This window comes from Mangrovibacillus cuniculi, assembly GCF_015482585.1.
Taxonomy (GTDB): domain Bacteria; phylum Bacillota; class Bacilli; order Bacillales; family R1DC41; genus Mangrovibacillus; species Mangrovibacillus cuniculi.
Map to the genome: position 1 here is coordinate 1,492,875 of NZ_CP049742.1, position 21,780 is coordinate 1,514,654.

15 protein-coding genes and 2 pseudogenes are annotated in these 21,780 nt (G+C 36.4%); 5 read left to right on the forward strand and 12 right to left on the reverse strand.

The window, feature by feature from the left end; translation table 11 throughout:
* Positions 1-64: 64 nt before the first annotated feature.
* Complete coding sequence (locus G8O30_RS16100; RefSeq protein WP_275576533.1) at positions 65-424, forward strand: SA1362 family protein; 360 nt, start codon at positions 65-67, stop codon at positions 422-424.
* Between the two features lie 128 nt (positions 425-552).
* Positions 553-1,476: a nuclease-related domain-containing protein gene (locus G8O30_RS07645; RefSeq protein ID WP_239674377.1), complete on the forward strand. Its 924-nt coding sequence runs from the start codon at positions 553-555 to the stop codon at positions 1,474-1,476.
* 501 nt (positions 1,477-1,977) lie between these two features.
* Here G8O30_RS07645 and G8O30_RS07650 read toward each other — a convergent pair.
* From G8O30_RS07650 to G8O30_RS07685, 8 genes and pseudogenes are all read right to left on the reverse strand, one after another.
* Positions 1,978-3,452, reverse strand: a pseudogene (locus tag G8O30_RS07650) (SulP family inorganic anion transporter).
* 215 nt (positions 3,453-3,667) lie between these two features.
* Positions 3,668-4,552, reverse strand: coding sequence for a patatin-like phospholipase family protein (locus G8O30_RS07655; RefSeq protein WP_239674378.1), 885 nt, complete (start codon positions 4,550-4,552; stop codon positions 3,668-3,670).
* Positions 4,553-4,713: 161 nt separating this feature from the next.
* The gene (locus tag G8O30_RS07660; protein ID WP_239674379.1) at positions 4,714-5,739 is read right to left on the reverse strand and encodes a sensor histidine kinase; all 1,026 of its coding nucleotides are present in this window, start codon (positions 5,737-5,739) and stop codon (positions 4,714-4,716) included.
* Positions 5,736-6,413, reverse strand: a complete 678-nt coding sequence (locus G8O30_RS07665) for a response regulator transcription factor (protein ID WP_239674380.1) — start codon at positions 6,411-6,413, stop codon at positions 5,736-5,738. Before G8O30_RS07665 ends, G8O30_RS07660 begins: the two co-directional genes overlap by 4 nt.
* A 14-nt stretch (positions 6,414-6,427) precedes the next feature.
* Positions 6,428-8,482, reverse strand: coding sequence for an FtsX-like permease family protein (locus G8O30_RS07670; protein WP_239674381.1), 2,055 nt, complete (start codon positions 8,480-8,482; stop codon positions 6,428-6,430).
* Positions 8,472-9,254 (reverse strand): ABC transporter ATP-binding protein, encoded by a 783-nt coding sequence (locus G8O30_RS07675; RefSeq protein WP_239674382.1) that lies wholly within the window; start codon positions 9,252-9,254, stop codon positions 8,472-8,474. Before G8O30_RS07675 ends, G8O30_RS07670 begins: the two co-directional genes overlap by 11 nt.
* A 221-nt stretch (positions 9,255-9,475) precedes the next feature.
* Entirely contained in the window at positions 9,476-12,004 is a 2,529-nt protein-coding gene (locus G8O30_RS07680; RefSeq protein WP_239674383.1) for a vitamin B12-dependent ribonucleotide reductase, read from the reverse strand.
* 353 nt (positions 12,005-12,357) lie between these two features.
* On the reverse strand, positions 12,358-13,194 hold the full coding sequence (locus G8O30_RS07685) for a lipoate--protein ligase family protein (RefSeq protein ID WP_239674384.1): 837 nt from the start codon (positions 13,192-13,194) through the stop codon (positions 12,358-12,360).
* 156 nt (positions 13,195-13,350) lie between these two features.
* On the opposite strand from G8O30_RS07685, the gene G8O30_RS07690 reads away from it, so the two are divergent.
* Positions 13,351-13,731, forward strand: coding sequence for a rhodanese-like domain-containing protein (locus tag G8O30_RS07690; RefSeq protein ID WP_239674385.1), 381 nt, complete (start codon positions 13,351-13,353; stop codon positions 13,729-13,731).
* Between the two features lie 31 nt (positions 13,732-13,762).
* Here G8O30_RS07690 and G8O30_RS16255 read toward each other — a convergent pair.
* From G8O30_RS16255 to gcvT, 4 genes and pseudogenes are all read right to left on the reverse strand, one after another.
* Positions 13,763-14,871 (reverse strand): annotated as a pseudogene (locus tag G8O30_RS16255) (CapA family protein).
* A gap of 160 nt (positions 14,872-15,031) precedes the next feature.
* Positions 15,032-16,492: an aminomethyl-transferring glycine dehydrogenase subunit GcvPB gene (gene gcvPB / locus G8O30_RS07705; protein ID WP_239674387.1), complete on the reverse strand. Its 1,461-nt coding sequence runs from the start codon at positions 16,490-16,492 to the stop codon at positions 15,032-15,034.
* On the reverse strand, positions 16,479-17,837 hold the full coding sequence (gcvPA, locus tag G8O30_RS07710) for an aminomethyl-transferring glycine dehydrogenase subunit GcvPA (RefSeq protein WP_239674388.1): 1,359 nt from the start codon (positions 17,835-17,837) through the stop codon (positions 16,479-16,481). Before gcvPA ends, gcvPB begins: the two co-directional genes overlap by 14 nt.
* Before the next feature lie 11 nt (positions 17,838-17,848).
* Positions 17,849-18,946, reverse strand: a complete 1,098-nt coding sequence (gene gcvT / locus G8O30_RS07715; RefSeq protein WP_239674389.1) for a glycine cleavage system aminomethyltransferase GcvT — start codon at positions 18,944-18,946, stop codon at positions 17,849-17,851.
* A gap of 241 nt (positions 18,947-19,187) precedes the next feature.
* Between gcvT and G8O30_RS07720 the strand changes: the two genes are divergently transcribed.
* Both G8O30_RS07720 and G8O30_RS07725 read left to right on the forward strand, forming a co-directional pair.
* Positions 19,188-20,882 (forward strand): DEAD/DEAH box helicase, encoded by a 1,695-nt coding sequence (locus G8O30_RS07720; RefSeq protein WP_239674390.1) that lies wholly within the window; start codon positions 19,188-19,190, stop codon positions 20,880-20,882.
* Positions 20,851-21,636: a YqhG family protein gene (locus G8O30_RS07725; protein ID WP_239674391.1), complete on the forward strand. Its 786-nt coding sequence runs from the start codon at positions 20,851-20,853 to the stop codon at positions 21,634-21,636. Before G8O30_RS07720 ends, G8O30_RS07725 begins: the two co-directional genes overlap by 32 nt.
* Positions 21,637-21,780: the final 144 nt, after the last annotated feature.

The window sequence follows — 21,780 nt, forward strand, 5'->3', positions numbered from 1 at the left end:
ACGACAAAAAACATGTTTATTTTACCCTTCTTTGGTACATCCTTCTAAGTAGGAGGTGATGACGTTGAGCAAACAAAAAGCATTCTTTTATACACTAGTTGGTTTTGCGATTGTAGGTTTAGTTTACGCCTTAATAGAGAATCCAACTGGTCTTATGATGAATTTACTAACTACAGCAGTCATCATTGCAGTAATTGGCTATCTTTTCTTACGCTTTAGTGGTAGTGGTGGAAATCGTTCAAAGGATCAGCGCTTATTTGTGAAAGCAGCAAAGCAATCACGCAAGCGGTTAAAAAAGCGCACATCGCAGCCAGCAAGTTTGTCCAAGTCTAAAAAGCAGATACCACGCAAAAAATCATCCGCTCAATTAACCGTAATTGAAGGAAAGAAACAAAAGAAAAATCAACGAAATGCAAACTTTTAAAAGCTGTCATTCTGTCAGCTTTTTTTCTATGGGGTACTATTTTTGAAAGGGAACTATCATCCTTCTACTAAATAGTGGTGGGAATTATTCCTTTCCAGTAAAATTAACTGGAAAGGATGTGGTAGATATTGAAAAAAGAACGTGAGGAACCCCTTGAATTAAAGTTGTTAAAAGTGTTAAAACGGAGGACCGTGTTGAACGAACAATTAAAAAGAAGGATTATGGCACTAGAGAAAGGCTATGAAGGAGAACGGCGATTCGATAAAGTTTTCCAAGGTTCTCTTGGCAATTGCTTATTTTTAAACGATTTACATTTTAGTCACGATAGCAACTATTTTCAAATTGATTCACTCCTTATCTCTGCGCTTGGCATTCACCTTTATGAAATTAAAAATATGGAGCAAGAGTACTTTATGGAGGATAATAAATTATTTAAATTTCCGCGTTATGAAATTTCCAACCCACTTAATCAACTATCGAGAACAGAATTACTCTTCAAACAAATGCTGCAAAAATATGAGCTTAGAGTAGATTTCAACCCCTATGTTGTGTTCATAAATCCAAACTTCACTTTACTGCAAGCACCCATCAATAAGAGAATAATCCTACCTACTCAAATTAACCATCATTTACAAAGTTTGTCAAAGAAGCTCCCTCCTCTACCGCCAACCAAATTTGAATTGGCCAAGGAAATTTTATCATTAGAAACTACTGAACGTGTGATTCGGGAAATGCCTACGTATACCTTTGAGGAATTAAGGAAAGGCGTCAGTTGTCTAAGGTGTGGTGGGCTTAATACTAAGAGGGAGTATCGCATGATTAAGTGTTTGACTTGTTCAAATGTAAACTCTTTAGATGAAAGTATTCTTCATACTATTGACGAATTTGAACTGTTATTTCCTTTTGAAAGATTAACTACTAGCATTATAGTGAACTGGTGCAACCAAGAAATATCACCGTCTATAGCGTTGAGAATACTAAAAAAGCGTTATGAAATGCAAAAAACTAAGAGGTGGAGTTATTTTGTTCCCATAGAGACGACAAAGAAGTAAGTGAAAATAGATTCTATTCTCTTCTCAATCTCTAACTTGCTTGACCAGATGAGTATAGAGCGCCTCTATTCTCTTCTCAGTATCTAACTTGCTCGACCAGATGAGTATAGAACGCCTCTATTCTCTTCTCGTTCTCTAACTTGCTCGACCAGATGAGTATAGAACGCCTCTATTCTCTTCTCAGTCTCTAACTTGCTCGACCAGATGAGTATAGAACGCCTCTATTCTCTTCTCAGTTTCTAACTTGTTCGCCCAGATGAGTATAGCGCGCCTCTATTCTCTTCTCGATCGCTTTTTCGTTCCTCCAGATGTGTTTAAATCGGTCTTACTCCCTTCCAGTTCACTGATTTCTCTTTCTTCGTAAATTAAAAGTTAATAATGACCTCTATAAATAAGAAGACTCATCAAACAACTACCTACATCACGACGCGAACGATGAGTTGTTACTGATCACGTAACAAAAAAACTCTCGATGACCAAAAATCATCGAGAGTTTTACCATTAATGACCACTACCCAAGCTGGCCCCTTCTTTATCATAAACTGCTAATCTATCAACTAGAGAAGTACTTGCTTCATTCATGCCTTTAATCGTTACTTCCGTTCCTACTTCTCGTAACTTTAATACTACTTTATCAATTGCAGCTACCGCTGAATCATCCCACACATGTGAACTTGTTAAATCAAGCACTACCTCTTGGCCTGCTTCTTTTAAATCAATCGCATTAACAAATTCTGTAACAGATGCGAAGAATAATTGTCCATACACCTTATAAACTTTCGTGCCTTGAACAACTTGCGATTCCACACGAACTTTAGAGATTTTCACCATGAAGAAAATCGCGCTTAGTAGTATACCAGCAAATACACCGATAGCTAAATTATGTGTGAATACTACTGTAACAACTGTAACGACCATAACAATGGAATCTGTTACCGGTACTTTCTTAAAGCTCACTAACGATTTCCAATCAAATGTCCCAATAGACACCATAATCATTACACCAACTAATGCAGCCATCGGAATTTGTGATACTACATCCGCCAACACTAAGATTAGGAAAATTAAAAATAAACCAGCAACTAATGTAGAAAGTCTACCTCTTCCACCTGACTTAACATTAATAACAGATTGACCAATCATTGCACAACCAGCCATTCCACCGAAAAATCCAGTTACTACATTTGCAATACCTTGGCCACGACTTTCTCTATTCTTATCACTTTCGGTATCTGTCATATCATCTACAATTTGAGATGTTAGTAAAGACTCTAATAATCCAACGATTGCTAATGAAAGAGAATAAGGAAGGATAATCAATAATGTCTCAAGGGTAAACGGAACATCTGGAATAAAGAAATTTGGTAATGAACTTGTAATAGTACCTAAATCACCCACTGTATTAAGTGAATTAAACCCGCCAAAAACAGCAATGACCGTAATTACAACAATTGCTACTAATGGCGAAGGAAGTATCTTGGTGAATCTAGGTAGAATATAAATGATAGCTAAAGTTGCAGCTACAAAAATATACGTAGTGTTGTTGATACCTACAAAATGTACTAATTGGGCCATAAAAATTAAAATGGCTAGCGCATTAACAAATCCAACCATAACAGAACGTGGGACAAATTTCATTAGATTACCTACTTTCAAGTAACCTAAAATTAACTGAATTATACCTGTCAGAATGGTTGCAGCTAGCAAGTATTGCAAACCGTAATCTCTTACAAGCGTTACCATAACGAGTGCCATTGCTCCAGTAGCCGCCGAAATCATTCCAGGTCTACCACCTAAAAATGCAATAACAATTGCTATACAAAAGGAAGCATAAAGTCCAACCATAGGATCAACTTCTGCAATGATGGAAAAAGCAATCGCTTCTGGAATTAACGCCAAGGCTACTAAAATACCAGAAATAATGTCCCCCTAACATTACCAAACCACTCATATTTAATTTTTTCACTAAGACTCATAAATCCACCTCAATCTATAAATTTTTATGACCCCAAAGTCTCATTAAGGTCGGGTCCGTATGCAATATTGTAATCATAACAGGTATAGAGACATATAAAAAAAGCCATGTATCCGCATACATAGCCATTTTTCGTTTAATATCTATTCTTTTCTCTTTTAATCACATTAACTTATCAAACAGAAAAAACGTCATATGTTTTTATTTTCTGAAAACTCATCTCGTCCATTTATTCAAAAATTCCTTCGTACGCTCTTTTCCAAGCTTTATCATAGATTCTTTACGCAAATCATTAATTTCAAAGTCCGTAGCAATGACATTGTCCGCCTCGATAAAGACGATATTTTTCACATGTTCTTTTTCAATATATCGATGATCGTGTGCAACACGCATTGTTGCAAATAGTGCGGTAAATAAATCAAACGCATTAGATATATTATTTTTATGATCTTCTATAAATTTAGAGTTCAAATTAATTCCGATTAGCGGACGGACTTTTTTCCCTTCATCCTCATCAAATGCCCACATTGGTAAGTTACTTAATATTCCACCATCAACAATATAAGAAACACCATCCAGTGATCGTTGCTTTACTGGTTCAAAGAAGAACGGGATGGTGCAACTCATTCGAACAGCTCTAGCTACTGTAAAAGTTTGAGAAGGAATTCCGTATTCCTCTAAATCATCCGGTAAAACTAGAATTCGTTCATTTGTTAAATCGGAAGCAATAATCTTTAAAGAACCTTTTTTAACATCAGCAAAAGTGTAAACTCCTTTCGCAGCTAATTTTTTTTCTAACCACTCTTCCAACTTATCCCCTTTATATAATCCCATTTTCCAATAATATAATATCCATTTTGTAAATCCCGATGGAAGAATACTCCAACGTTTGTGTAAAAGGGTTTTCACATCCAACTCTTGCACCAATTCCACCATCTCTTCTCCTGTATACCCTGCCATTGCTAAAGCCGCTATAATAGATCCCGCACTAGTCCCAGCTGCTCTTTCTATCTTATAGCCTCTATTACATAGTTCTTGATAAGCTCCTATTAATGCAAAACCCCTAATCCCTCCACCTGAAAAAACGGCATCGATCTTCATCTATTCACGCCCTTTTTTATACTTCTTCTTTATAAATGTAAGGACGCAAAAGAAATTATAGAACATGAAAAAAAGAGCGTGAACGAATCACACTCTTTTCACCTGATTATGATGTTTCATTTTTATAGTTAGTTCGAAATAATTTCTTATATATTGCAGGTTCAATGAATATGTGGAAAATAAAACTGAATCTCAAAACCCTGATCTGCAGCTGCGTTAACTTCTATGTCAATATTTAAATCATTACATAGTCTCTTTACCAAAAATAAACCAATGCCAGTTGATTGCTTCTTATCCGAATTATCGCCAGTAAACCCTTTTTCAAAAATAAATGGAAGATCTGACTGTAACAGTCCTACCCCATTATCTTTTATTTGCGCATAAAATTGATTCCTTTCATCGGAGTAACCTGTATGTATCCAAATAGTGTTATTAACTTCTTCCTTCACGTACTTTATTGCATTTAGAAGAACTTGGGTAAATATAAATCTCAATGCTTTTTCATCAGAAACCACATGAGCAGCTTCCCAATTAAATACGACGTTTACTTCTTTTTCATTCAGTAATTCTTGAAGCTCGATCAACACATCTTCTAAACAAATTTCAAGAGCTAGTTTTTGAAATAAGTAATCCACATGTGAGTCATTTAGTCTTGAGTAAAACAGTATCTTTTCTACATCATCATTCAATCTAATCCTTGCATTTTCCATTCGTTGAAATACTAAATGAGACATTTCATCTTTACGGTTTTCTAAAACTAATGTCATTAAAGAAATGGGAGCTTTTATTTCATGCACCCAACTTTCTATATATTGTTCGTAATCATTTGCCTGAAGTGTTATATGATTTAATTGATCTTGAAGCGTGCGGAATTTTTCTGCTAGGAAGTGAATTTGCTCTGTAGAATTTTCCCCTCCAACTTTTATTAATTCTTTCTCCTTTTCTCGAGAAGGTTCTTGTAAAAATTGATAGAATGCTTGATTATATTTTTTTTTATAATTGTTTATCAATAAAGCACCTACCAATAAACTAAAAAGAGAAAACATAATCATACTTAAAACTAAAATATTAAAAGTTTCTGGATTTGCTAACCATGCAAGAAAGCTAAAGAAAAATTGATTTATCAAAAGAACAAACATCCAGATTTTCGCTTCTAAAGAAAAGGATAACCATTTAAACCATTTCATTGGCTATCATCTCCTTCTAAGTAATAGCCAATTCCCCTTTTAGTCTTTATCCTATGCGCCAACCCGACTTCTTCTAATGTTTTTCTCAACCTAGTCATATTTACTTGTAGGATATTTTCGTCTACAAATTGGCTACTCCCCCATAATAACTGAAATAGTTTTTCCTTGTTCACAATAGATGGAGACGATTTGACTAACTCTTTCATTATTATTCCTTCATTATCAGATAGGATAATAGATTTTTTTCCAACTAGTAATCTATTGGATAAATCCTCTATCTTAAAGTCTCCAGCATCTAAAATAGGTGAGATAGTAGAATAAATGGTAAGTAACTTCTGCACTCTTGCAATCAATCGTCTTGGATGACAGGGTTTTGTTAAATAATCATCTGCTCCTAAATCCAATGCATGCAACTCATCATTTAACTGATTGCGAGAAGTTAATACTACTATTGGACCTATTCCTTTTGCTTTCACTCTTCGACAAATTTCAAATCCACTTAGATTGGGTAAATTGAGGTCTAAAATAATTAGGGATGGGGCGGCAGAGATAATATCATCTACTGAATCATTAAAAGACGTAATACATTCTACAACATACCCTTGTTTTTCTAATATATTTTGCATTTCTTCACGTAGAAGTACATCATCTTCTACAATGACTATCTTATCCACCCACTCACTCACCCCTATTTCATATCTATTAACTTTTTGATTTCCTTATCGCTTTTGCGTTGAATGATCCAAATATACATTATTTCTATTGCTAAAAATAATAGTATAAAAACTATTATTAAGCTAGTATCATTTTGTACATTTATCCTTTTGGGGAATGACTCTAACATAGACCAGACACCAAAAATAGAGCTACATAATGCAACTATAATAACTAATCCAAAGAATAACCAAATTTGAATCCTAGCTGATACACACATTGATTTAACACTTGCTCCTAACTTAGTTAGCGTGTAATACCTGTGATTGGTACTTTTTTGATGCATAAGAAATTCTATCCCTAACACGGTGTTTGCAATAATTAGAAACATTAAACCTAAATAAGTGGTTGTATAACTACCAGCCACGGTATAGAACAAATTTCTTCCCATGCTGGACAAATAGCTATCGTATTCGAGGTTCGTTGCATCCAACAACTTTTCTGCCTGATGCATTGATTGCATTAATCCTTTTTCATCCACTAACTTTGATGTTAGTACCATATTGAATAGAGTGGTTTCATATGAATGATCTACAACAGAATCAAAAACTTCATCCGGAACTATTAATGCATATGATAAAGTTATAGCTCTATCGGCAACCACGTTTTTTGTATATAGCTTGGATTGCAAAATGTATTCGTTCTCATTTAAATGTATAGTTGGATTAGTCATTAGCACTTTACTCAACAAAGGATGAGCATAAGACCAATCTTCATCTGAATACATGGCAATCTCCTTATCCTTTAATTTTATTTCTGGCATTTTAATGGTACGTAATAAATCGTTGTAACTGGAGAGAGAAATAATATATGGAGTGTCATGAAAATTAAAATTGTTTAGTAATACATCTTTTTGATCAGAATCACTTTCTTTTCTGATAGAATTCATCAAACCCGACCATGAAACTGTTGAATCAGGATTTTCACTATCAGACGAGTATGTGCTAGCGATTCGCATAGGGTAAAATTGTTCTACATATGGATTAATTTCTTTCGTATTTAAAGCATCTACAATAACATTCTCAGAGCCTCTAAAAGTAAAATCCGCTGTTCTATTCAATGTATGATTAGAACTAAAAACGGTGGTTAATCCATATGTAAGACAAACCATAGACATTAAGAGCAATAAAGATGCAATCGAAAGAGAAGTCCACTGGCTAACAACATTTTCTTGGAGTTGTCTTCCTGTAAATACGAATAATCCCTTTGAAGTACTACTCTTTCTTTTAATCCACATACCAATAAAGCTGCCCAACCCTTTAAACAACGAACACGTCCCAATTATTCCTAAAATAAGTATCAACGCAAATATTTTATAGTCAAACTCTCGAAGATATAAAATGGATAATCCATAGGCTATACATAAGAATATTGCTCCAAAAGTTAGTGCAATACCAGAAGCTAAACTCACCATGCTCTTTACTGGAGATAGGATTTTTTGTTTATCTTCTTTTTGTATTCTTAATAGATCAAGAGGTTCCTTTTTACTTATCTTTATACAATGTATGGCCACAGCCATCATCTGCACAGAGATAAAACCCATTATCGTTAAAAACAACCCTTTCCACGAAATACGAAATTCATGTCCTATAATGCCCATCCCAATAACGCGTGAGGTACCCAAACTAATCATTTCTGTTATAAATAAAGATATTGGGATACCTATTAGTAAAGCAATTAACCCATTCCAAAATGTTTCTCCCATTAACATTAGGAAAAGCTTTCTTCTCTTCATCCCCAACATTTGATATAATCCGAATTCATGTCTACGAAGTTCAATTTGATATTTATTCGCAAAGTATACTAAAAAAAACACAAAAAATAGAGAAACACCATAGAGAACAGGGATCAGTAATAATAATCGTCCCACAGCGTCACTTTCTATGGTCTTAAGGTAGATCATCACATCTTGTTCTTCAAGAGAAAGAATAACATAAAAAGCAATAATGGAAATAATTAGAGAACTAAAGTAGACTCCATTCTCTTTTCTAGCATGATTGCTGTTGCGCTTTACAAAATTAAAGAACATTGCTGCTACCTCCACCTAACTGTGCCAGAACAGATAAAATACGCTCATAAAAAGAACTTTGTGACTCCCCTGGTACTCTTCTTCTCATTTCATGGAACAACACACCATCTTGAATAAATAAAATTCTAGAGCAAAAACTTGCTGCATTAGCATCATGTGTTACCATTAAAACAGTAGTATCATCATTACTATTAATTGTAGATAATTTCTCCATAAGATTTTTGGCATTTTTAGTATCAAGTGCTCCTGTTGGTTCATCTGCTAAAAGAATACTTGGATTAGCAATTAGCGCTCTGGCTGCTGCAACCCTTTGTTTTTGACCTCCTGACAGTTGAGATGGAAACTTTTGTAAAACATCTAAAATATCTAGCTGATCTGCTAACTCTTCCAATTTTTTATCTCGGCTTTTTATTTCTTCTCCATGAATTGCTAACGGTAGTAAAATGTTTTCTTTTGCTGTTAGGTTATCTATTAATTCAAACTCTTGAAACAAATACCCTATTTTACTTCCTCTATAGTTTGATAATTGTGCACTTTTGAATGACGATATATCTACCCCCTGAAGTAATATCTTCCCTTTTGTAGGCTTTTGCATCGTAGCAATGCAATGAAGTAACGTTGACTTACCTGATCCACTTGCTCCCATAATCCCTAAAAACTCTCCAGAAAATACATCAAACGTTATTCCCTTTAATGCTTCGGTCTCAGTCTGTCCTGTACCATAGGTTTTTTCTACTTGTATGACTTCTAATAATTTCTCATAATTTTTCATTTCACTAGCTCCTTTTTATCGTTTGTATACTATAAACATACATAAGTATAATACCGATGAATACTTACAGTTGTTGTAAGGTTACTAGTTAAATGATATAAATCTTTCTAAAACAACTAATTATCCTGACAAAAAACCCCTTCGAATAAAATCAAAGGGGTTTCTTCCTGATTATATCTTACTACCTTATTTAGTCATATAAGTTTAATCTAATGAGTTTCTTACAATCCACACTTCAACTGAGCACCACAACTGTTACAAGTATTGCAGCCACCTAGTTCCATTACTTCCCCTTCACGACACACCGGACAAGTGTCGCCAACTTCGGAACCAATCACCACTTCTTCCGTTGCAGCCGCTACTTGTTTTCTAGCAACATTACTAACACCATTGCTTTCATCAAACGTATTATCTTCTGCTTTTAACGTAAGAACTTGCGCATCACGACTTCCATCCACATACACCGTTCCACCTTTTGCTCCACCTTGATACAAGCGCTCATATACTTTTTGTACTTGCTCTACTGTATAGCCTTTTGGAGCATTCACCGTCTTAGAGATAGAGCTGTCGATCCATCGTTGGATAATACATTGCACATCCGCATGAGCTTCTGGCGAAAGTTCCATAGCAGATTTAAACCACTCTGGAAGCTCTGTTGCTTCTGGATGTCTATCCATATACTCTTTCGCTATGGCAGCTTTTACTTCAATAAATTTGCCTAATCTTCCACTACGGAAATAAGAGAAAGAGAAGTACGGTTCTAAACCTGTTGCTACTCCCACCATTGTTCCTGTCGAACCAGTCGGCGCGACTGTAAGTAAGTGAGAATTGCGAATACCATGCTCTAAAATAGATTCACGAACAGACTCTGGCATTTGCTTCATAAATCCAGATTCAATAAAGCGAGAACGGATAATTTTCGCTTCCTCTTCCGATTCACCATTTAAGAACGGGAAGCTCCCTTTTTCCTTGGCCAGTTCAACCGACGCTTCATATGCAGCAACTGCAATTGTTTCAAAAACTTTATCTACTAATCGGTTACCTTCCGGGGACCCATACTCTAGCTCACAATAAATTAGTAGATCTGCAAGACCCATTACGCCTAAGCCTACACGTCTTTCACCTAGTGCTTGCTTCTTATTTTCCTCCAAGAAATACGGAGTAGCATCAATGACATTATCTTGCATACGCACTCCTGTACGCACAGTAGATTTAAGCTTTTCTAAGTCTACTGCTTTTGCACCTTTGTCCACCATATTCGCTAGGTTTATAGCTGCTAAGTTACAAACCGAGTATGGCGCAAGAGGTTGCTCACCACAAGGATTTGTCGCTACTACATGTTGTCCGTAGCTCTTAGCATTTGTTTTTTCATTCGCATTATCAATGAAGAAGATTCCTGGCTCAGCAGAGTACGTTGCACAAATGTTAATTAAATTCCACAGCTCTTTCGCCTTAATGGATCGATACGTACGAACAGCAAGTCCACGTTTTTCCCATTCTCGAACGTCTCCAACTTCATGCCATTCCTTATTGTAGATTTCCATTTCTTCTTTAGAATAATTTTCTACATGAGGGAAACGCAGTTCATACATTTTATCTTTTTCAACAGCTTCCATAAAATCATCTGTTAAACAAACAGAAATATTGGCACCAGTTAAAAATTCAGGATTCTGTACCGTGTAACTTCCACCGTCTTGTAGTTTCTCCACTGCATGCTGTATCACTTTTGGATCAAATCCACCGTTTCCAGGTACGTTTGCAAAGTTAGCAATACCTTGGTACATTGCATTTTCCGTTGGTGTTAATGGAGTAAACGAGAGTTTTTCTTCTGCTAATTTACGAATGTAAGAATCGTTCGTTGTTTCAATTAGGAATCGTAAAATACGAGGATTTTGCATTTTTGAAATAATAAATTCAATAATATCTGGATGCCAATCTGCAAGCATAATCATTTGTGCTCCTCGTCTGGAGCCACCTTGTTCTACTAAATGAGTTAATTTAGCAATATCATCTAACCATGAAACGGAACCAGATGATTTACCGTTAACGCCTCTAGCTAAAGTGTTTCTTGGTCTTAAAGTAGAACCATTTGTTCCAACTCCACCACCACGACTCATAATTTCCATTACTTGCTTACGATGCTCAGAAATTCCTTCACGAGAATCTTGCACATAAGGCATGACATAGCAGTTGAAGTACGTTACATCTGTCTGTGCTCCTGCTCCGTATAATACTCTCCCAGCTGGTACAAAATTCATCGATGATAATTCTTCGTAAAACTTCTTTTTCCACTTCTCTTGCAATTCATTTGATTTTTCAACCGAAGAAAGACCCGTTGCATTACGAAGAGCAATCTGTTCGTAATAAATTTCTAACGGTTTATCCAATGAATCAATTGACTTCTCTATAATACCTGATTCTTGCTGTTCTCCAGTCAGAGCTCCTCGATACTCCTCTTCTATCCAGATAGTCGCCGTTCTCGTATCCCAATTTATATCTTGCACAAAACCTACTCCGCGAGCAGGAAATTTTGGATCATCTTTAACTGTTAACACGACAAAATCACCAGGGGATAAAGTTGTCTTCGCTGTATCTTTAAAAGAATAACGATCTAACATAACTAGACGAGATACTCCACTATGCGTAATCTTCATATCTTTTGTAATTGGATACACTTGTGGAAATTGCTCAATATCTTGGTTTAACTTTTCCACATTTACTGTTTGAATACGATTTTCGACAACTGTCATAATCTAGCAACCCCTCTACTCTATTAATCTACAAGCAATACCTTACCATATGTTGTGTTGGCAAAACAAGATATAAACACAATATATAGTTATGAGTTTTTCGACAAATTACTATATATAGAATTTTTTATAGAAACCTTTCCATTTGTCAAACTTCAAATAGAATAAAAAAAAGAGAAAAACGACGAAAACAAAAGAACTAGAGTACAAATTTCGACTCTAGTCCTTTATATGAATGTTGCAGGAATAATTTTACTATGAATATCTTGATTTAAAATAGAGGAAAGTAGTTGTTATGCTATTCCTTTTAAAAAAGATACATTCACCCTATTATTACAATTATGTTACAATTACTATCTTCGGTAATTCCATTCATCTGATTCGTATCTTTCTTTTGCTAGTTTTTCTACATATGCTTCTTGCTCGTCTGTTAAAACGTATGGCTTTAATTCAATATTTAAGCCTTCTTCAAATCCTTTGTGAAATGCTTCTTTCGCTTCGTGTATCGTAATGTTACGATCGGTTAATTGACTTATAGCTACTGCTTTTTTACGAAATGCTTGGCGCATTCTTTCTTTTACACGTTCATTAGAGTAGATAAAACAACTAAATAATTTATCCTCATCTAAGTCTAAAAGGATTGATCCATGTTGAAGGATTACTCCTTTTTGTCTTGTTTGTGCACTACCTGCTACTTTTCTTCCTTCTACCACTAATTCATACCAAGAAGGAGCATCAAAGCATACAGAAGAACGAGGATTCTTCAAACTATTTTTTTCTTCATCCGTTCTTGGAATAGCAAAGTAAGCTTCCATTCCAAGTGCATGAAACCCTTTTAGAATTCCTTCTGAAATAACTCGATACGCTTCCGTAACAGTCTTAGGCATCTCTGGATGTTCTTCAGATACAATGACAGAATATGTTAATTCATGCTCATGAAGAACACCTCTTCCACCTGTCGGACGACGAACAAATCCAAGACCTAATTCTTTTACTTTTTCCAAATCTATTTCTTTTTCAGCTTTTTGAAAATAACCAATGGAAAGCGTAGGAGGATTCCAACCGTAGAATCGGACCACTGGAGGAATCTCTCCTTTGCTGTGCCACTCTAAAAGTGCCTCATCTAATGCCATATTATAAGAGGGAGAGCGATCTCCAGAATCAATAAATGCCCAAATTTCTTTTGTCAATCTAACCAGATCCTTTTCTCATAGTGTCCTAGTAAGTCTATCAAAGAAGCAGATTGCTTTCAAAGTTTTGATACAAATTGTTCTGTTTCCTTTGATAATTCTAATGTAGATGAATATAATAGAATATAGTGTTTAGGTAGAAAGGGAGATAGTGGTATGGAAAGTTTATATGTACTATTTATAATTTTAGGAGCAATTATCTCGTATTCACTTTATACGTATTTTAAACAAAAACGTATATTGAAACCGTTGACAGAAGAAGAGTTTCGTCAAGGGTATCGTAAAGCTCAATTGATTGATGTTCGTGAAACAAAAGAACATGAAGGCGGACACATTTGGGGTTCTCGAAATATACCGGTATCTCAATTCCGTACTCGTGCACAAGAAATTCGTCCAGACCAACCTGTATACTTATATTGTCAAAACGGGATTAGAAGCGGTCGAGCTGCACAACTTCTATATAAAAAAGGACATCGTGAACTTTACCATTTAAAAGGCGGCTTCCGTACTTGGACTGGTAAGGTGAAGAAGAAATAATAAAAAAACGCGGGCTAACAACCTGCGTTTTTTATTGCTTAGGCAATAATACAAACCCACCATTCCCTAAGCTTTCAGCCTTAACAAAGTAAGAAATCCCTTCTAAATATCTTCTCTGACTTTCAATGTAGGTATCACTTGGACCAACAATCTGATTATCTAAAATGACATATGGAAAGAATTCCAATGTTATTTTATCGTCCACTACAAAATTCATAATACCTGTATCAGCAGATAGCCCGGAAACATAATCAGGAAATAAAAAGTTACCTAACGAATAGGCAATAGGTTTTTCCTTGTAATATTCTACTCCTTGAAGTACATGAGGATGTGAGCCTACAACTGCATCCGCACCAGCATCCACCATCATTTTTCCGTAGTTACGAATATACTGTTCTGGGTGAGAAATTTTCTCTTTTCCCCAATGAATGTACACAAAAACAAGATCATTTTCTGCCTTTTCTTTCTGAATAATATCTACTACTCGATCTTCTTGGTACCCACTGGCTATACCTGGAGAATTTCCAACAGCATACCAATCTACAGTTGGAAGTACTCGAGAAAAAGCTAAAAAACTAACTTTTCGCCCCCTAGCGTCATTTCGATCGATTGATACGCTTCTTCTTCTGATTTTCCCGCACCAATATAACGCATACCTGAAGCAGTAATATAATCAAACGTATCTAACAAACCTTCCACTCCATAGTCTAAAGAGTGATTATTTGCTAAAGAAACAATATCAACTCCAGCATTTGCTAAACCCTTTAAAGAGTCTGGTGCAGAGCGGAAAGCATATTGTTTATCGTCTGCAATCCCTCTTGTTGTCACAGCAGTTTCTAGATTCGCAATACTTATATCTGATGCAGATAGAATAGGCGTGACATCTTTCCATGGAAAATCGGGACCATATTTTTCTATTGCTCCTTTGACAGACCAATCCATCATGACATCCCCAACAAATGATACTACGAAAGGACTAGTTTCTTTTTCATATACTTTTGGTTTCTTTTTTAAGAAGTCAATCAATGGTGGACTGTAAGGAGCCTTACTTACTTTTTCACTCATTACCTCTTCTTCTGAAGACGGTGCATCTATTGGCAAATCAGAAGGGATAGAATTGCACCCAACTAAGTAGAACATTATTACTAACGTCAAACTCAAAAGCCTCAATTCTACCCCTCTTTTCTTCTAATCCTGTTTATTATTACCCTACTATATATTTTTACATTTTTAGTAAAATTCCTGCATAAATCTAAAAAAGAGTATAAGGAACTAGTCCTATATACTCTCTTAAACTATTTTATGCTTTTTGATAACGTAAAATCGGTTTACGTGCAGCTGTCGCCTCGTCAAGTCGCTTAATAACAGTCGTATGTGGTGCTTCTTGAACAAGTTCAGGTGTATCTTCTACTTCTTTTGCAATTTGAATCATGGCATCTACAAATGCATCAAGCGTCTCTTTTGATTCTGTTTCCGTTGGTTCAATCATCATGCACTCTTCCACGTTAAGAGGGAAATAAATTGTTGGTGGATGATAACCAAAGTCAAGCAGACGTTTAGCCATATCAAGTGTTCTTACCCCTAGAGCTTTTTGTTTCTTACCAGAAATTACGAACTCATGTTTACAATGTCGATCATATGGTAATACGAAATAAGGAGCTAATCTTCTCATCATGTAGTTTGCATTTAGAACAGCATTTTCCGTTACTGCTTTTAAGCCATCTGGACCCATGGAGCGAATATAAGTATAAGCACGAACATTGATCCCGAAGTTTCCATAGAAAGGCTTCACACGTCCAATTGCTTCTGGACGATTATAATCAAAGGTATAACGATCACCTGATTTAACCAAAACAGGTTTCGGTAAATATGGAATTAAGTCTTGCTTCACTCCAACAGGACCAGAACCAGGACCTCCACCACCGTGTGGACCAGTAAATGTTTTATGCAAGTTTAAGTGAACTACGTCAAATCCCATATCTCCTGGACGAGCTTTGGATAGAACAGCATTTAGGTTAGCTCCGTCGTAATAAAGCTTACCTCCAGCTTCATGAACGATTTGTGCCATTTCTACAATATGTTCCTCAAATAAACCTAACGTGTTTGGATTCGTTAACATTAATGCGGCAGTATCAGGACCTACAACACGTTTTAAATCTTCTAAATCTACTAATCCATGTTCATCTGATTTTACTTCTACCGTTTCAAATCCAGCTACGGTCGCAGATGCAGGGTTTGTTCCATGTGCCGAGTCTGGAACAATTACTTTCGTACGATGAATGTCGCCATTCGCTTCATGGTACGCACGAATCATCATTAATCCAGTCCATTCCCCATGGGCACCTGCTGCAGGTTGAAGCGTTACCTCGTCCATCCCTGTAATTTCTCTAAGGTGCGTTTGTAAATCATACATTAATTCCATTGCGCCTTGCACTGTTTCCTCATCTTGAAGAGGATGAATATGAGCAAATCCTGCAAATCTGGCAACAGCTTCATTAATTTTCGGGTTATATTTCATCGTACAAGATCCAAGCGGATAAAACCCAGAATCCACCCCATGATTTCGCTTAGATAGAGCAGTATAATGACGCATGATATCTAATTCAGAGATCTCTGGAAGCTCTGCTGGAGTTTCACGAATAAATGTTTCATCCAGTAAACTCTCTAAAGGAGCCTCTGGTACATCTAAATCTGGCAAACTATAACCAATACGTCCTTCTTTTGATAATTCAAATAGTAAAGGTTGTTCATGCGTTAACATAAGATCCCTCCAGCTCTACAACGAATTGATCAATTTCTTCTTTTGTTCTAAGTTCTGTTACAGCAACTAACATTAGGTTATTCCACTCGTTTTTTACTCGACCAAGGTCAAATCCACCAATGATGCCTTTGTTTCGAAGAAGTGCATTCACTTCGCTAACTGGACGCTCTAATTTAACGACGAATTCGTTGAACGATGCACCATCCCATTCAATGGTAAAACCAGACTCTTTTAATCGATTCTTTGCGTAATGTGCTTTTTGAAGATTTAAAAGTGCCATCTCCTTTACGCCTCTCTTCCCTAATGCTGCCATCGCAACAGAAGACGCAAGAGCATTTAACGCTTGGTTTGAACAAATGTTAGAAGTGGCTTTATCTCTTCTTATATGTTGTTCACGAGCTTGAAGAGTTAAAACAAATCCTCGTTTTCCATTCTCATCTACCGTTTGACCGACTAAACGGCCAGGGACTTTTCTCATCAGCGCTTTTGTTACAGCAAAGTATCCACAATGCGGTCCACCAAATGATGCTGGTATTCCAAACACTTGCGTATCCCCAGCTACGATGTCTGCTCCAAATGCTCCAGGCGGTTTTAGTGCACCTAAAGACATTGGATTACTGGAAACTACAAACATTGATTTTTGACTGTGAGCTAACACTTCGATCTCTTGCATCGGCTCTAGACGTCCGAAGAAATTTGGATATTGCACAATGACAGCTGCAGGAGGAGCAACTTGAATTGCCTCTTCTAAAGCGTGTAAATCCGTAACACCATTCGCCAGAGGGATTGTAACGACTTCAATATTTTGACCCTTTGCATACATGGTTACAACATCTCTCGTTTCCGGGTGAACACCTTCCGAAATATACACTAGTTTTCTTTTTGTGTTAGCAGCACTTAACGTTGCTGCTTCTGCTAGTGCAGTTCCACCATCGTACATAGAGGAATTTGCTACATCCATTCCTGTTAATTCACAGATCATCGTTTGGAATTCAAAAATGGCTTGTAGTTCACCTTGTGATATTTCTGGTTGATAAGGTGTATATGCTGTATAAAATTCGGATCTTGATATAACGTGATCTACAATGGTAGGAATAGAGTGGTCATAAACACCAGCTCCAAGGAATGAAACGGCATCTTTTGTGTTTACATTCTTTGCCGCCATCTTCCCTAATTCTTTTAATAAGGTAGGTTCTGGGGAAGCTGGTTTAATGTTGTATTCCCCTTTAAATCGAACAGAATCTGGAATATCAGAAAATAACTCTTCAACAGATTGTACACCAATTTCTTTCAGCATCTCTTGTTGGTCTTTTTCCGTCATTGGTAAATAACGATGAATTGCCATGTCGTTTCCCCCTACTTTGTACGTTTATAAAATGGAGTTGGAATAACTTGCCCTTTTTTTCGTTTACCGCGAATTTCTACCTCTACTTCTGTTCCTTTCTCTGTAAAATCTATATTTAATAATGCTAATCCAATATTTTTTTTCAACGTTGGTGATTGAGTTCCCGTTGTTACATGGCCAATTTCTTGGTCATTTACCAAGACTTTATAGCCATGTCTAGGAATAGCTTTGTCCATCATCTCAATACCCACTAACTTTCTTTCTAACCCTTCTGCTTTTTGCTTTTCTAAGACATTTCTTCCGATAAAATCATCAGACTTTTTAAAAGAAACAGCAAAACCTATACCAGCTTCTAACGGCGTTATTTCAGATGAGAGCTCTTGACCATAGAGTGCTAGGGTAGCTTCAAAACGAAGTGTATCCCTCGCTCCTAAACCACAAGCTTTAATGCCAAATGGTTCTCCAGCTTTCATCACAGAACGGAATAATTCTGCTCCTTGATCCGCAGGACAATATAATTCAAACCCATCTTCTCCTGTATACCCTGTACGAGAGACAAGTGTTGGGATGCCAGCAATCATTAGTTCATTTTCAAAACGGAAAAAGCGGATACTCTCTACATCAAAGTCTACTAAACTACTTAAAATATTATTGGCAGCTGGACCTTGAAGTGCGATTTGTGCATATTGATGAGATAAATTTACTACCTCTACATCTTCTGTTGCATGCCGCACCATCCATTCGTAATCCTTCTCGATGTTCGCTGCATTTACAACTAATAAATAATCATTCGCTTCTAATTGATAGACGAGCAGGTCATCTACCGTTCCGCCATTTTCATAACACATTGCTGTATACAAAGCTTTTCCATCCTCTAATTTACTCATGTCATTTGTTAACAATTTTTGTAAATAAGAAAACGCCCCTGAACCTTTGACTTGGATTTCTCCCATATGAGAAACGTCAAATAAGCCGGCAGTTGTACGGACGGCTTCGTGTTCTTCGAGGATACTAGAAAATTGCACAGGCAATTCCCATCCTCCAAAATCAATTGTTTTTGCACCAAACTCTTTGTAAACATCATACAACGGTGTACGTAACGCAGTCATGCTAAGTCCCCCTTTTCCTCTTGCCTCACTTAAAACAACATGTTTTCTACCGTTCTCTTGGAATCTCTTCCTATAAATATGTATAGAACGGGACATACTAGTGATACTAAATAGATAAATTATCCATTGTGAAAAGATAAGAAGCGCAGAAAGAGTCGAAATTTCGAATCTTTTAACTACTCAATTATCGTACCACCAAACCGGCATTTGGGCAATGAGAGGATCGTTAAGGAGGATATATATGAGTGTCAATATTACGTTTGATCAGGAATTTGGTAAACAATTAAAGGAGCACTTGGATAAAGATGGTCCATTTGGGAATTGGGAGTTGTTTCAATTAGCATATGAAAGTGCTAAATCAACTCATATCCCAACTTTCGACGGTTTACAGGCTCCAAATTATTTACCTAACTTGACACCTCTACCTCATCAATTAGAAGTAGCTAGGCAAGTTGTAGAGAACATGCATGGAAAAGCCATCTTAGCAGACGAGGTAGGCCTTGGAAAAACAATAGAAGCGGGATTAATTTTAAAAGAATATATGATTCGTGGTTTAGTGAAAAAAGTGTTAATCCTAGCTCCCGCCTCCCTAGTTTCTCAGTGGGCACGTGAATTAAATCAAAAGTTTCATATCCCAGCAGTCCCACAAAAGAAGGATTACGTATGGGATCAATGCGATATTGTTGTATCTTCCATTGATACGGCTAAACGTTCGCCTCATAGAGAAAAAGTGTTACAACAAAATTATGATTTAGTTATCATCGATGAAGCACATAAATTAAAAAATCATAAAACAAAAAACTATGAATTTGCACAACTGTTAAAAAAGAGATTTTGTTTACTTTTAACCGCAACCCCTATCCAAAATAAAATCGAAGAAATTTTTTACCTAGTATCTTTATTAAAACCTGGTCACTTAGGGAATGAATCTCGCTTCTCTGAACAATATAAATCTTCTACAACAACAATGGAAGAGGATGCACACTTAAGAGAATTAGTAAGTCGTGTGATGATTAGAAATCGACGACAAGATACAGGGATTGAATGGACAAAACGAAAAGTCGAAACAATACCTATCTCTTTTTCAAAGGAAGAACGGGAGCTTTATGACAGTATCACTGCACTAAAAGATCTTGGTGTAGAAGGTGTAAATGGCTTTTCTCTTCTTACTCTTCAAAGAGAGGCATGCAGTAGTCGTGAGGCTGTCTATACAACTCTAAAAAATATGATAGAAAAGAATCCAGACCGAAACATTGTGGATCATCCATCCTTTCAAAAAGTCTTTACTTCTATCAATAATGTGACCGCTAATTCTAAAGCACAAAAAGTTTTAGAGATTGTAAAAGAAGTAAATGATAAAGTAATTGTTTTTACAGAGTATCGGGCGAGCCAACTTTACCTTCAGTGGTACCTGCAGCAAAACGGCATTTCTTCTGTTCCATTTAGAGGTGGATTTAAACGAGGAAAAAAAGATTGGATGAGAGAGTTATTTGAGAATCGCATTCAAGTTTTAATTGCTACAGAAGCTGGTGGTGAAGGTATCAACCTTCAATTTTGTCATCATTTAATTAATTATGATCTACCTTGGAACCCGATGAGGCTAGAGCAAAGAATTGGCCGTATTCACCGTTTAGGTCAAAAAGAAGACGTGCATATATATAATTTCGCTATTGAGAATACCGTCGAGGATCACATTCTTTCTCTTCTTTATAAGAAAATTGAACTTTTCACGAGAGTTATTGGAGAATTGGATGATATTCTCACTCGAATGGAGTTTGGTTCTGTAGAGAAACATTTAGAAGATATCCTACACTCCTCTAAATCAGAAGGTGAAATGAAGATAAAACTTGCAAATCTTACTTCTACTTTAGAGTGGGTTCATTCCATTCATGAGGAGGAACAACATGCAACCGAACGAAATTCATCAATTTCTTGAGAGATTCTTCCGTGCCACTGATTGCCAACTCGATCAATCTACAGATGGTGCATTAGCCATTCAATTAACTGTTGAAATGGATAAAGCGCTCATGAACAGACCTTTTTACTGGCATTATTTAGAGAAAACTGGTGGAACACCCGCTCCAATGAACGTAACGTTTATCACGGATTCAAAGCTTCGAGATGAAGGAATGAAAGGGGAATGGATTCACTTTGGTTCTCCGAGACTACATCAATTATTAGACAAAACAAAAGTTCTATCTAAGTTTATGAAGCTATATGAGCGCAAAGAAACGTTTCAGTTGCGTCAGCGAAGCCTGCAACCATGGTTAATTGTAAATATTTCTTTAACCTACCAATGTGATAAGAAGCGAGAAGAAATCCATTCAATCGGAATTAGCCTTATTAATGGGCAGATGAAAGATGGAATGATGGAATATATTAAAGATCGCCAATTTGGGCCATCTATACCTGATTATTGCTTTACGTTATCTCCCCTTATTATGCCTACTAGTGCGTTGAATCGTATTTATTCCTACTTAGAAAATACGATCAGGCAAGAGGACGATGCCTGGGCTGTTGAAGCGAAGAAGCGCTGGGAGGAAGATTTAGCGTTACTAGATGCATTTTATGAAGGATTAGAGGAACTTCCGGAAACGTTTCATGTGGAAAAAGAAGCTTTGCGCCAGCAATATGAACCCGTGGTCAATTGCCAAGTGATTAATGGCGGAATCTTTTATTTGGATGTGTAATATTTAGAAGGTCTATTCTCTTCTCGGCTCTCGATTTCCAAAACGAAGAGTGTATAGATCGTTCTTATTCTCTTCTCAGCTCCAATTTTTTCACTCCTGATGAGTTTAAGACAACTAATAGTTCAAATGTAAGGAGACTCATCT